Annotated in this window: 11 protein-coding genes and 2 tRNA genes; 5 read left to right on the top strand and 8 right to left on the bottom strand. The window is 72.2% G+C overall.

What is annotated here, in order from left to right:
• The first annotated feature begins 12 nt into the window (after positions 1 to 12).
• Complete coding sequence (locus ABD126_RS31090) at positions 13 to 279, top strand: GlsB/YeaQ/YmgE family stress response membrane protein (RefSeq protein WP_343937704.1); 267 nt, start codon at positions 13 to 15, stop codon at positions 277 to 279.
• A gap of 204 nt (positions 280 to 483) precedes the next feature.
• Here the strand turns inward: ABD126_RS31090 and ABD126_RS31085 are convergent, their stop codons facing one another.
• The gene (locus ABD126_RS31085) at positions 484 to 1605 is read right to left on the bottom strand and encodes a DUF2786 domain-containing protein (RefSeq protein WP_343937702.1); all 1122 of its coding nucleotides are present in this window, start codon (positions 1603 to 1605) and stop codon (positions 484 to 486) included.
• Between the two features lie 72 nt (positions 1606 to 1677).
• Between ABD126_RS31085 and ABD126_RS31080 the strand changes: the two genes are divergently transcribed.
• A complete protein-coding gene (locus ABD126_RS31080) occupies positions 1678 to 2340 on the top strand; it encodes a hypothetical protein (RefSeq protein ID WP_343937700.1) in 663 nt (220 codons plus the stop codon).
• Between the two features lie 178 nt (positions 2341 to 2518).
• Here the strand turns inward: ABD126_RS31080 and ABD126_RS31075 are convergent.
• Positions 2519 to 2594 (bottom strand) — tRNA-Lys (locus ABD126_RS31075).
• Between the two features lie 316 nt (positions 2595 to 2910).
• On the opposite strand from ABD126_RS31075, the gene ABD126_RS31070 reads away from it, so the two are divergent.
• Entirely contained in the window at positions 2911 to 3999 is a 1089-nt protein-coding gene (locus tag ABD126_RS31070) for a L,D-transpeptidase (RefSeq protein ID WP_343937698.1), read from the top strand.
• Here the strand turns inward: ABD126_RS31070 and ABD126_RS31065 are convergent, their stop codons facing one another.
• The 3 genes from ABD126_RS31065 to orn all read right to left on the bottom strand — a co-directional run bounded on the left by ABD126_RS31065 (position 4000) and on the right by orn (position 6486).
• A complete protein-coding gene (locus tag ABD126_RS31065) occupies positions 4000 to 5628 on the bottom strand; it encodes an ABC-F family ATP-binding cassette domain-containing protein (RefSeq protein WP_343937696.1) in 1629 nt (542 codons plus the stop codon).
• Between the two features lie 63 nt (positions 5629 to 5691).
• A tRNA-His gene (locus tag ABD126_RS31060) sits at positions 5692 to 5767 on the bottom strand.
• Positions 5768 to 5865: 98 nt separating this feature from the next.
• Positions 5866 to 6486 (bottom strand): oligoribonuclease, encoded by a 621-nt coding sequence (orn, locus tag ABD126_RS31055; protein WP_343937694.1) that lies wholly within the window; start codon positions 6484 to 6486, stop codon positions 5866 to 5868.
• An 83-nt stretch (positions 6487 to 6569) separates the two neighbouring features.
• Here orn and ABD126_RS31050 point away from each other — a divergent pair, with 83 nt between their 5' ends.
• Positions 6570 to 8081, top strand: coding sequence for a helicase HerA-like domain-containing protein (locus ABD126_RS31050; protein ID WP_343937692.1), 1512 nt, complete (start codon positions 6570 to 6572; stop codon positions 8079 to 8081).
• Between the two features lie 3 nt (positions 8082 to 8084).
• On the opposite strand, the gene ABD126_RS31045 is transcribed toward ABD126_RS31050, so the two are convergent.
• Positions 8085 to 9362, bottom strand: a complete 1278-nt coding sequence (locus ABD126_RS31045) for an MFS transporter (protein ID WP_343937690.1) — start codon at positions 9360 to 9362, stop codon at positions 8085 to 8087.
• A 55-nt stretch (positions 9363 to 9417) separates the two neighbouring features.
• Here ABD126_RS31045 and ABD126_RS31040 point away from each other — a divergent pair, with 55 nt between their 5' ends.
• A complete protein-coding gene (locus ABD126_RS31040; protein ID WP_343937688.1) occupies positions 9418 to 10383 on the top strand; it encodes a GlxA family transcriptional regulator in 966 nt (321 codons plus the stop codon).
• On the opposite strand, the gene ABD126_RS31035 is transcribed toward ABD126_RS31040, so the two are convergent.
• Both ABD126_RS31035 and ABD126_RS31030 read right to left on the bottom strand, forming a co-directional pair.
• Positions 10356 to 11987 (bottom strand): PH domain-containing protein, encoded by a 1632-nt coding sequence (locus tag ABD126_RS31035; RefSeq protein ID WP_343937686.1) that lies wholly within the window; start codon positions 11985 to 11987, stop codon positions 10356 to 10358. The two genes, ABD126_RS31040 and ABD126_RS31035, sit on opposite strands and share 28 nt — an antisense overlap.
• Positions 11984 to 12475 carry a PH domain-containing protein gene (locus ABD126_RS31030; RefSeq protein ID WP_343937684.1) on the bottom strand — a complete coding sequence of 164 codons (492 nt, stop codon included), beginning with the start codon at positions 12473 to 12475 and terminating at the stop codon, positions 11984 to 11986. Before ABD126_RS31030 ends, ABD126_RS31035 begins: the two co-directional genes overlap by 4 nt.
• Between the last annotated feature and the right edge of the window lie 2 nt (positions 12476 to 12477).

Below are 12477 nucleotides of genomic sequence, written 5' to 3'. Positions count from 1 at the left end.
AGGGGACCTCACGTGGAGATCACCGGCATCATCTCGGCCCTGTTCATCGGCATCGCGATCGGCGGCCTGGGCCGCCTGGTCGTCCCGGGCAGGCAACACATCTCCCTGCTGATGACGATGCTGGTCGGCATGGCGGCAGCCCTGGTCGGCACCTTCGCGGCGTCGCTCATCGGCGTGGCCGACACGGCCGGCATCGACTGGATCGAACTGGCGCTCCAGGTAGGCCTGGCCGGCGCAGGCGTAACAGCCCTGTCCCGCCGCCCGAAGGTCCGCCACTGACCCGCTGACCACCGAGACCCCGAACCGCGCTGGGCCGGCCACCCCGGCCCAGCGCCCTCCTCGCCGGCCGCCACCCGGCCGGCGCACGGCTCGCCGGCCACCCCCGGCCCAGCGCACGGCTCGCCGACCGCCACCCGGCCGGCGCACGGTTCGGCGACCTCGGCGACCTCGGCGACCTTGGTGACCCCACCGGCCTCAGGGGCCTCAGGGGCGGTTGATGTCCAGGTCGGCTCGGTTGGCCGCCGCACGGCCCGCGTTCCAGCCCGCTTCGCTGCGGATCGGGGTGGACTTCGCGACCGTCCTCGTGAACAAGGTGGTGAAGAGCTGGTCCACCGCCCGCTTGCGTTCCGCCAGCACGGGCAGCAGCCGGTCGTCGTCGGCCGGGGGTTCGTTCGCCGCCTTCAAGCGCTCGCCCACCCGGTGCGCGTACGACAGCAGGAACGACTTCCGGTAAGCCAACGACCTCGCCTCGTCGCCCTTGCGCGCCCCGTCCCCGGCGGCGACCATCGCGCGGGTCGCCTGGACGAGCAGGGAGGCCGACAGCAGTTCCACGATCTCCAGGTCCAGCTCCTCGCCCACCAGCGCCACGAAACCCAGGTCGTACACGACGGCGCGGCACCGGTTCGCCTCCGCCACCACGTGCACGATCTGCGCCTTGCCGTCGAAGTACCGCTTGTCCAACCACACCCGGCGGGACGCGGTGGTCGCCGACTCGGTCGGCATCCGCTCCAACGCGTGCCGCGTCACCAGTTCCTGCGCCTTCGCGGACAGCGCCTCCGCCTCCTCGGGGAACGCCGTCGACTCCGCCTTCGCCAGCAACCCCCGCACCCGCTTGAGCACCTTGGGGTCCACGTGGTGGTGGGTGACGTCGGACAGCGGCGTTCCCGGCGCGGGCACGATCTGCGGCAGCACGGGCAGCGACGTCAACGCCGAGAGCGCCGCCACGACCACCGCCACGGCCTCGTCCAGCAGTTCGATGTGCCGGGTAGCCCACTGCGACAGGTACGGCTCCGCCGGGTCCCACCACACGGCGGCACCGATCGACGCCGCCTGCTCCACCCACTCCGGGTGCAGGGACCGGTACCCGGCCAGCGTCCGCGCCACCGCGTCGACCACCACCGACTCGGCCCGCGGCTCCGCACCGCGCCGCACGACCTCGACCACGTCGACCGGCAGCCACCCGTGCTCCCACAACCCGGTCAGCACGCGGTCCAGGACGTCGCGCGCCGCGGCGTCCACATCGGCCGCCGGCCGCCCGCCGGTGCGCGGCAGCGGGGCACGCCGGTTCGTCGCCGCCCGGAGGATCGCGTCGCGCAGGTCGTCCACGATCGGTGATTCTCCTCCCGCCGCGCGGTGTCGCTGCGCCCGGTGCGGCGGTGGACGTGCCAGCCTCGCTCGGTGAGCCGGAAGATGCGCACCCGGCGGCCCCTGGTGGTCGTCCACCGTCCACAGGGGACGCCGCTGACCCCGGCCCAACGCCGCTTCCTGGACCGCTGCCGCGCCCTGCCGCAACTCGCCGACCCGCTCGACGCCGAGCTGACGGTCAGCACGGCCGTGTCCGACCTCACCGCCGACGAGCACTTCTGGGCCGGCGTCATCGACCACGCCACGACCCGCCCGACCCGCCGCAACGACCGCCTGCTCCGCATCCTGGCCGCCATGCTCACCGGCCGCCCCCGGGAGTGGGCCGCCAACGCCGTCCCCGCCGCGGGCCCACCCCTGTCGGCAGGCGACTCCTGGATCTGCGACCGCTCACTGGACGCGGGCTACCTGGCCCTGCTGTGCACGTACCGGTTCACCGACGAACACGCGATGGTCTTCCTGATCGACGAACTGTCCGGCGGCGTGGTCCGCAAGGCCTTCGTCACCCGCAACGTCACCACGGCCCGCGACCGGCTCGCCGAACAAGGCCACCTCCACGCCATCGGCCCGGAAGCCGCGCACTGGCTGCTGGCCAAGTCCTTCCACCGCCTGGACCGCAACCCGACCCTGGCGGTGGACGAGGAAGTCCGCCGAACCCGCCTGCTCTCCGGCCGCCGCATAGCCCTGGCCTTCGGCTGAGCCCGGGGCCGAGGCGCCGGAATCGACCTCCGGCGACGGCGCGAATGACCCCCGGAAAAGTGACGACACTCACGAAGAAAGCGGCCCGCGCGGGTTGGGGAGTCAGACCCGATAACCGTGGGAAAAGCATGGGACTGACCCGGAAACGCAAAAGCCCCAAGTCTGTGACTTGGGGCTTTGGTGCGCCGCCAGGGACTCGAACCCCGAACCCGCTGATTAAGAGTCAGCTGCTCTGCCAGTTGAGCTAGCGGCGCTGGAGGGGCTTGGCCCTTCCGACGGGAGAAACATTAGCACAGCGTCCTACGCGGTTCCCAATCGCCTGGTCAGGGGCGGTGTGCGGGTCCTCAACCAAGGGGAACTTCGCGGGCGTAACGATCCGGCATCTCGGGCAACGACGTCAACCCTCCAGGCGTCACCTTGTACGGGGACACCCGATGGGGTGTCGTGAGGGGAAGAGAGGCAACGGGGATGTCGGTGCGCCGGGGGACGCTGAGAGCGTTGGCGGTGGGGTTGGTCGCTGTGGTCGCGGCCGGGTGTACGGCCAGTGGCGCTACCGAGAGCGGTTCGACCGTGGCCGGCACGAGCACGTCCTCGACACCTCCGCCCAAGCCCGTGACGTTGAGCACCGGGCCCGCCGACCAGGCCGTCGACGTGGCGCCGGGGCTGCCGGTCGTCGCCACCGCCACCGACGGCAAGATCACCCAGGTCACCCTGACCAACCCCGAGGGCAAGGCCGTCGCCGGACAGGTCTCGCCGGACGGTCTCCAGTGGACCAACTCCGAGCCCCTGGGCTACGGCAAGAGCTACACGCTCTCCGTGACCGGCCAGGGCGCGGACGGCCAGACCGCCACCAAGACCTCGACCTTCACCACCGTCAAGCCGCGCACGCTGACCTTCCTGTCGATCTACCCGCTCGACGGCTGGACCGTCGGCGTCGGCCAGCCGCTGTCGTTCTCCTTCGACGAACCCGTCGCGGACAAGGCCGCCGCCGAGGCGATGATCTCCATCACCACCGAGCCCAAGGTGGACGGCGCGTTCTACTGGTTCGACGAGAAGGTCGTCCACTGGCGCCCGCAGGCCTACTGGGCCCCCGGCACCAAGATCACCGTCAACGCCAAGGTCTACGGCAAGCACCTCGGCAACGGCGTCTACGGCGAAGAGGACCGCACGGCCGCCGTCACCGTCGGCGACGCCGTCATCCACGAGGCCGACGGCGGCACGCACCAGGTCGTCACCAAGATCAACGGCCAGGTCGCGCGCACCATGCCCACCTCCATGGGCAACGCCGAGAACGCCACCCCCACGGGCACCTACGTGCTCATGGAGAAGCACGCCGACATCGTCATGGACTCCCGCACCTACGGCCTCTCGCTGGAGGCCGGCGGCTACGTCACGCCGGTGAAGTGGGCGACCCGCATGTCCCACAGCGGCATCTTCTTCCACAGCGCGCCGTGGTCCATCGGCGACCAGGGGCAGCGCAACGTCAGCCACGGCTGCCTGAACCTGTCGCCGGAGAACGCCAAGTGGGTCTACGACATCTCCAAGCCCGGTGACGTCGTGGTCGTCACCAACTCGGGCGGCCCCGCGCTGGAGCCCTCCGACGGCTACGGCGACTGGCAGATCCCGTGGGAAGAGTGGGTCAAGGGCGGGAACCGCTAGTCACAGGTCCTTCACGCGACCCGCCGCCACCTCCAGGCGGCGGGTCGTGCGCACCGCCTCCAGCATCCGCCGGTCGTGCGTGACCAGCAGCAACGTGCCCTGGTAGGACTCCAGCGCCTGTTCCAGCTGCTCGATCGCGGGCAGGTCGAGGTGGTTGGTCGGCTCGTCGAGCACCAGCAGGTTCACGCCCCGGCCCTGGAGCAGCGCCAGCGCCGCGCGGGTGCGCTCGCCGGGTGACAGCGACGCGGCCGGGCGCAGCACGTGCGCCGCCTTGAGCCCGAACTTGGCCAGCAGCGTGCGGACGTCCGCCGGGGTCAGGTCGGGCACGGCCGCGCCGAACGCGTCCACCAGCGCCTCGTCGCCCAGGAACAGGCCGCGGGCCTGGTCGATCTCGCCCACCACCACACCCGGCCCGAGCGCGGACGAGCCCGTGTCCAGCGGGATCCGGCCGAGCAGGGCCGAGAGCAGCGTCGACTTGCCCGCGCCGTTCGCGCCGGTGATGGCCACCCGGTCCGCCCAGTCGACCTGGAGGTCCACCGGCCCGAGGGTGAACGGGCCGCGGGTCACCGAGGCGCCGCGCAGCACGGCGACGACCGCGCCCGCCCGCGGGGCCGCGGCGATCTCCATCCGCAGCTCCCACTCCTTGCGCGGCTCCTCGACCACGTCCAGGCGTTCGATGAGCCGTTCGGTCTGGCGGGCCTTGGACGCCTGCTTCTCGGTGGCCTCGGTGCGGAACTTGCGGCCGATCTTGTCGTTGTCGCCGGCCTTGCGCCGGGCGTTCTTGACGCCCTTCTCCATCCACGCCCGCTGCGCCCGCGCGCGTTCCTCCAGCGACTGGCGGGTGGCGGCGTACTCCTCGTAGTCCTCGCGGGCGTGCCGGCGGGCGATCTCGCGTTCTTCCAGGTAGGACTCGTACCCGCCGCCGTAGGAGCGGACCTGCTGCTGCGCCAGGTCCAGCTCGACCACCCGGGTCACCGTGCGGGCGAGGAACTCGCGGTCGTGCGACACCAGCACGGTGCCCGCGCGCAGGCCCGTGACGAACGCCTCCAGCCGGGCCAGGCCGTCGAGGTCCAGGTCGTTGGTGGGTTCGTCGAGCAGGAAGACGTCGTAGCGGCTGAGCAGCAGCGACGCCATGCCGGCGCGGGCCGCCTGGCCGCCGGACAGCGACGTCATGGGCTGGTCGAGGCTCATCGTGAACCCGAGGTCCGCGGCGACCTCCTCGGCCCGTTCGGGCAGGTCCGCGCCGCCCAGCGCGAGCCACCGCTCCAACGCCTCGGAGTACCCGTCGTCCACACCCTTGGCCAGCGCCTCGGTCGCCCGGTCCAGCTCGGCCTGGGCGGCGGCCACGCCGGTGCGGCGGGCCAGGAAGTCGCCGACGGTCTCGCCGGGGCGGCGCTCCGGCTCCTGCGGCAGGTGGCCGACGGTCGCGGTCGTGGGGGAGAGGCGGATCACACCCTCCTCGGCGGGGATGAGGCCCGCGAGCGTGCGCAGGAGGGTGGACTTGCCCGCGCCGTTGGCGCCGACCAGGCCGATGACGTCGCCGGGCGCGACGACCAGGTCCAGGCCGGAGAACAGCACGCGGTCACCGTGTCCCGCGGCGAGGCCTTTCGCGACGAGTGTGGCGCTCACTGCGACTGAACTCCTCGAATGAGAAAAACGCCCCCGGGCCGGGTGGCCGAGGGGCGTTTCGCTTGGGGTGAGTGACGGGACTTGAACCCGCGACACCTGGGATCACAACCCAGTGCTCTGCCAGCTGAGCTACACCCACCAAGACCGGTTGACCCGGCGGCATGAGCATACAGTGCCCTACCGCCGGGACAGAAATCGACCCCTTTTCCGCCGCCGGCCGGGCCGGCGGGAGGCGGGTCAGCTCTGGTCGGTCGCCCGGTCGGCGGCCAGCAGTTCCGCGGCCACCGCCTGGGCCTGTTCGGTCGACGGGCCCGGCTGCGGCACGAACGCCGTGCGCCGGTAGTAGGCCAGCTCCCGGATGGACTCGCGGATGTCGGCCAGCGCCCGGTGCGCCAGGCCCTTCTCCGGCTGCGCGTAGTAGATCCGCGGGTACCAGCGCCGGGCCAGCTCCTTGATCGACGACACGTCGACCATCCGGTAGTGCAGGTGGGCGTCCAGCTCGGGCATGTCCCGGGCGATGAAGCCGCGGTCGGTGGCGATCGAGTTGCCCGCCAGCGGCGCGGTGCGCGGGTCCGGGACCCACTGCTTGATGTAGGCCAGCACCTGGGCCTCGGCGTCGGCCAGGGTCACCGTGGAGCGGCGGACCTCCTCGGTGAGGCCCGACTTGGCGTGCATCGCCATCACGACTTCCGGCATCGAGTCCAGCGCCGTGTCGTCGGCGTGGATCACCACGTCGACCCCCTCGCCGAGCACGTTCAGCTCCGCGTCGGTCACCAGCGCCGCGATCTCGATGAGGGCGTCCTTGCCCAGGTCGAGCCCGGTCATCTCGCAGTCGATCCACACCAAGCGATCCATCACCCGCGCGAGCCTAGTCGTCGGATCGTCGGACACCGCGGTCGCTTCGAGTGGCGGGACCTACCAATCTCATTACGCTCGCTGCAATGACGGCTCAGACCGACATCGCCGCGGGCTACGCGTCGGAGGGCGCGGCCCTCGAACTGGGGGCCGTGCTGGTCGACGGCACGGTCGATCCCGCCGCCCGCGTCCGCGTCCCGCTGGCCACGCTGAACCGGCACGGCCTCGTCGCGGGCGCCACCGGCACCGGCAAGACCAAGACGCTGCAACTGGTCGCGGAGCAGCTGTCGGCGGCGGGCGTGCCGGTGGTCATGGCGGACGTGAAGGGCGACCTGTCGGGGCTGTCGCAGCCGGGCGCGGCGAACGACCGGGTCACCGCACGGGCCGCCGACACCGGGGACGACTGGCGGCCGGCCGCGTTCCCCGTGCAGTTCCTGTCGCTGGGCACGGGCGGGTCGGGCGTGCCGGTGCGGGCGACGATCACGAGCTTCGGGCCGATCCTGCTGGCCAAGGTGCTGGGCCTGAACGACACCCAGGAGTCCACGCTGGGCCTGATCTTCCACTGGGCCGACCAGCGCGGCCTGCCCCTGCTGGACACCAAGGACCTCCGGTCGGTCATCACGCACCTGACCTCCGAGGAGGGCAAGGCGGACCTCAAGGGCCTGGGCGGGGTGTCGTCGGCGACGGCGGGCGTGATCCTGCGGTCGCTGGTGAACCTGGAGGCGCAGGGCGGGGACACGTTCTTCGGCGAGCCGGAGCTGGACCCGCGCGACCTGATGCGGGTGTCCGACGGCCGCGGCGTGGTGTCGTTGCTGGAGCTGGCGGAGTTGCAGTCGAAACCCGCGCTGTTCTCCACGTTCCTGATGTGGTTGCTGGCGGAGCTGTTCCAGGAGCTGCCCGAGGAGGGCGACCTGGACCAGCCGAAGCTCGTGTTCTTCTTCGACGAGGCGCACTTGCTGTTCGCGGACGCGTCGAAGGCGTTCCTGGAGCAGATCACGCAGACGGTGAAGCTGATCCGGTCCAAGGGCGTCGGCGTGTTCTTCTGCACGCAGCTGCCCACGGACGTGCCGAACTCCGTGCTGTCCCAACTGGGTGCGCGGGTGCAGCACGCCTTGCGCGCGTTCACGCCGGAGGACCAGGCGGCGCTGGCGAAGACGGTCAAGACGTACCCGACGTCGCCGCACTACGACCTGGAGAAGGCGTTGACGTCGCTGGGGATCGGCGAGGCGGTGGTGACCGTGCTCAGCGAGAAGGGCGCGCCGACCCCGGTCGCGTGGACCCGCCTGCGCGCGCCCCGGTCCTTGATGGACACCATCGGCGCGGACGCGATCAAGCAGGCGGCGGACGCGTCGGAGCTGAACGGGAAGTACGCCGAGACGATCGACCGCGAGTCGGCCTACGAGAAGCTCGCGGCCAAGGTCGCGCCGCCCGCCGAAGCCCCACCACCACAGCAGGGGTCGGAACGCGCCGAGGAGCCCGGCGTGGTGGAGAAGGTGCTGGGCAACTCGGCGGTCAAGTCGTTCCTGCGGTCCGCGGCGAGCGCGTTGGGCCGCGAGATCACGCGGGGCATCTTCGGCACGGCCCGCAAGCGCCGCTGACGCTCAGACCGGCTGCGGCGTGAGGGCCACCGGGGCCTTGCGGCGGACCTTCATGGACAGCAGCGCCGCGCCGACGCTCAGCGCGCCGGCGGCGTACCAGGCGAGGTTGTAGTCGCCGAAGTGGTCCCGGGTGAGGCCCGCCGCCGTGGCCGCGATGGCCGCGCCCAGTTGGTGCGAAGCGAAGATCCAGCCGAACACCACGGGGGCGGACTGGCCGAACACCTCCCGGCACAGCGCCACCGTGGGCGGCACGGTCGCCACCCAGTCCAGGCCGTAGAAGATGATGAACACCAGCATGCTCGGGTGCACGGAGTCGTGGAACAGTTGCGGCAGCACGAGCAGCGACAGGCCGCGCAGCACGTAGTACGCCGCCAGCAGGATGCGGGAGTCGACGCGGTCGGTGAGCCAGCCGGACAGGATGGTGCCGACGATGTCGAAGATGCCGACCAGCGCGAGCAGCCCGGCCGCCGTGGTGGTGGGCATGCCGTGGTCGTGCGCGGCGGGGATGAAGTGGGTGCCGACCAGGCCGTTGGTGGTCGCGCCGCAGATCGCGAAACCGCCCGCCAGGAACCAGAACGGGCCGGTGCGGGCCGCCGAGGTCAACGCGCCGATGGCCCGGCGCGCCGCGCCGGGGGTCTGCTCCGGCCGGGGCACGACCTCGGTGCCGCCGTACAGCGGAACGCCCAGGTCGGCCGGGTACTCGCGGAGCAGGAACCACACCAGCGGCACCACGGCCAGCGCCGCCACCGACACCATGATCGACGCCGACCGCCAGCCCGACGACGCCGACAGGTGCGCCACCGCGGGCAGGAACACCAGTTGACCGGTCGCGCCGCCGGCGGTGAGCACGCCGGTCACCAGGCCGCGGTGCTTGATGAACCACCGGCCGGTGATGGTCGCGACGAACGCCAGCGCCATCGAGCCCGTGCCCAGGCCGACCAGGACGCCCCAGAACAGCACCAACTGCCACGCGCTGGTCATGAACACGGTCAGCCCGCTGCCGATGGCCACCATGACCAGCGCGAACGCCACCACGCGCCGCACGCCGAAGCGCTCCATCAACGCGGCGGCGAACGGCGCGGTCACGCCGAACAGCACGAGGTTCACCGACACGGCGAACCCGATCAGCCCCGTGGACCAGCCGAACTCCCGCTGGAGCGGTTCGATCAGCGCGCCCGGGGTCGCGCGGAACGCAGCCGCCCCCACGAGTGCCACGAACGACACCCCGGCGACCACCCAAGCCCAGTTTTGCTTCCTCCCAGTCACGCCGACAGCTTCCATGATCGGCGAGGTCGGCGGAAGTGGCCGGACAGCCATTGTGTGAAAGAATCCGGCCATGGACCGCCACGAGGTCGCCGTGCTCGCGCTGGACGAGGTCGTGGGCTTCGACCTCGGCACACCACCGCAGGTCTTCAACGCGGCCAGAGACGACGAAGACCGGCACTTCTACCGCGTGCGCGTCTGCACGCCGGGCGGTCGGCCCGTGCACAGCTCGGCCGGGTTCACCGTGACCCCGGACCACGGTCTGGAGCTGTTGGCCGAAGCGGACACGGTGGTCGTCTCGGGCGTCCACTCCGGTTCGGAGGTCCTGGACGGCGTGGTGGACCCGGAGGTCCGCGAGGCGCTCCGGGCCGCCGCGGCCCGCGGGACCAGGGTGATGTCGACGTGCACCGGCGCGTTCGTGCTCGCCGCCGCCGGCCTGCTGGACGGCCGCCGGGCGACCACCCACTGGATGCACGCCGAGCGCTTCCGGTCCCTGTTCCCGCGGGTGGACCTGGACCCGGAAGTGCTGTTCGTGGACGAGGGCGACGTGCTGACCTCCGCCGGCGTCGGCTCGGCGGTGGACCTGTGCCTGCACGTGGTGCGCAACGACCACGGCAGCGAGATCGCCAACCTGGCCGCGCGGCGGTGCGTGGTGCCGCCGTGGCGGCCGGGCGGTCAGTCGCAGTTCATCGTGCGGCCGGTGCCGGACGTGGCCGACACGTCCACCGCCCCGGCGCGGGCGTGGGCGCTGGAGCACCTGGCGGACCCGCTGGAGCTGCGGGTGCTGGCCGAGCGCGCGCGGATGAGCGTGCGCACGTTCACCCGCCGGTTCCGCGAGGAGACCGGGGTGTCGCCGGGGAAGTGGATCACCGAGCGGCGGGTGGAACTGGCCCGCCACCTCCTGGAGACCACGGACCTGAGCGTCGACCAGGTGGCCCGGCACTCGGGGTTCGGCACCGGCGCGGCCCTGCGCCAGCAGATGAGCGCCCAGCTCGGGGTGTCCCCGAGCGCCTACCGCACGACCTTCCGCTCCGCCTGAGCGGTCCCGTCGAGGAACGGGCGCAGGAGTTCGGGCACCGCTTCGTCCGCGAGCGCCAGGCCGTCCGCCTCCGCCACGTCCACCACGTGGTACGCGCCGTCGCCGGCCGCCGTGGTCGCGGAGATCGTCACCAGGCCCGAGCGGCGCTGGAAGAACGAGCGGGAGACGCGCCAGCCGATGATGCCGGTGCGTTGCAGGGCCACGGTCTCCCGGATCAGCGAGCCCTGCCGGGCCACCAGGTGGCGGTCGGTGAGGGTGTGGCCCAGGGAGCGGTAGCGGTCCCAGCCCAGGAGGGCGGCGACCGGCAGCAGGGCCACGGGCAGCCACGCCCACGGCGGCGCGAAGTACGCCAGCACCGCGGCGATGACGAGCAGCGGCGCCAACGCCCGGACCAGGCGGCGGCGCAGGGCGGCTTTCGGGTGGCGGCGCAGGGCGGCCCGGGTCGGCGAGGTCGGTTGGTCGAGCACCAGCGCCGAGACGCGGTGGGCTTCGGCGACGGGGGCCGGCGGGAGGAGGAGGTTGCTCTCGCCCTTGCGGCCAAGGCCGGTGGTCACGGTCTTCGCGTGCGCGCCCTTGCCGGCGCGCAGCAGCAGCGGTTCCTCGATCTCGACGCCGCGAAGTCGTTGCTCGGCAACGGAGACCGACCTCGTGGTGAGCAGACCCCGTTGCACGCGAACGGTGTCGTCGGGTTCGCGGGTCAGCCGGTAGCCCCAGAACTGGACCACGTAGACCAGCACCGAACCCAGGCCGGCGATCACCAGGACCGCGCCGGTGAACACGGACACCGTCAGCCAGACCGGCTGTTCGACCACCCGGTGCGCCAGGTCGGTCATCGGGCCGAGCACCTCGACGTCCAGTTCGCGGGCGTAGTTCATGACCAGGCCGAACAACGCGCCCACCGCGACCAGGCCGGAGAGCGTGAGCGGGGCGTAGCGCAGCCAGCGGGTGTCCCAAGTGGACAGGACCGTGCCTTCGGCGGTTCCGGCGGTCTCTGCGGGTTCCGGGGTCCGCGGGGTGGCGGTGCGGGTGAGCAGGAGGACGCGCAGGCGTTCGGCCTCGGCAGAGGACACGGCGTCCAGGGTCAGGCCGTCCTCGCCGGGCTGGTCCCGCTGGCCGGTGCCGACGCGGATCGCGGACAGGCCGAACAGGCGGTGGCCCAGCTTCGCGGTCAGGTCGACGGTGCGGATGCGGTCGCGGGGGACGGCCAGGCGCTTGCGCACGAACAGACCGGTGTGCAGCTCGACCTGGTCGGTGGTGATGCGGTAGCGGGTGGTGACCCACCGGAGCAGGCCGAACAGCACGATGGCGACGATCACGCCGACGCTGGCCAGCACGCGCCACGTCTCGCCGCGGCCGAGCAGGAGCAGGCCGAGGAAGACGGGGACCAGGTTGACGATCTCGTTGAGCGGGCGGACGACGAGCATCCGCACGTCCAGCCGGTGCCAGTCCACGACGGGGGCGGTGTGCTCGGGCGCGGCGGGGAGGTCGGCGAACGCGGGTGCGGCTGCGGCCGGCGGGGTGGTCGCGGGTGGGGTGGTGGATGAGCTGTCGGCTGGGGTGGTGGCGGGTGGGCTGTCGGCCGGGGTGGGGTCGTCGGGGGTCATGTCGCGTCGCCCGGGGTGGCCTGGGTGGTGGTGGTCAGCTCGTCGGCCAGGCGGACCGCCTCGGCGTGGTCCAGGCCCTCGATGTGCACCGGGCCGGCGGCCGACGCCGTGGTCACCGTCACCGTCGACAGGCCCAGGAGCTGCTGCAACGGCCCGCGCTTGGTGTCCACGGTCTGGATGCGCGACACCGGCGCGATGCGCCACTCCTGGTTGAGCCAGCCCGCCAGCGTGTAGACCGCGTCCGGCGTGGCCTCCCAGCGGTGCACCCGGTACCGCCAGCGCGGCATGACCAGGGTGTGCGCGGTGCCCACGACCAGCGTGGCGACCAGCGCCGCGACCTGCCACGGCGTGCCGCCGAAGAACAGCGCCACGACCTGGGGCACCAGCAGCACGGTCCAGCCGATCACGGCGTGCAACGTCCAGAGGGTGATCGACTTGCGGCTCACCCGGTGCCGCGGCGCGCGCAGGCGCAGCTGATCGGTGCTCACAG

This window comes from Saccharothrix mutabilis subsp. mutabilis, assembly GCF_039521145.1.
Lineage (GTDB): Bacteria > Actinomycetota > Actinomycetes > Mycobacteriales > Pseudonocardiaceae > Actinosynnema > Actinosynnema mutabilis.
The sequence above is the reverse complement of the archived record's forward strand: the minus strand, read 5'-3'. Positions and strand labels throughout refer to the sequence as shown.

Excerpts from the sequence above, each read along its gene's own strand:
- ABD126_RS31040 (WP_343937688.1), top strand. The coding sequence starts at position 9,418 with ATGGACCGCCACGAGGTCGCCGTGCTCGCGCTGGACGAGGTCGTGGGC.
- ABD126_RS31045 (WP_343937690.1), bottom strand. The coding sequence starts at position 9,362 with ATGGAAGCTGTCGGCGTGACTGGGAGGAAGCAAAACTGGGCTTGGGTG.
- ABD126_RS31050 (WP_343937692.1), top strand. The coding sequence starts at position 6,570 with ATGACGGCTCAGACCGACATCGCCGCGGGCTACGCGTCGGAGGGCGCG.
- ABD126_RS31035 (WP_343937686.1), bottom strand. The coding sequence starts at position 11,987 with ATGACCCCCGACGACCCCACCCCGGCCGACAGCCCACCCGCCACCACC.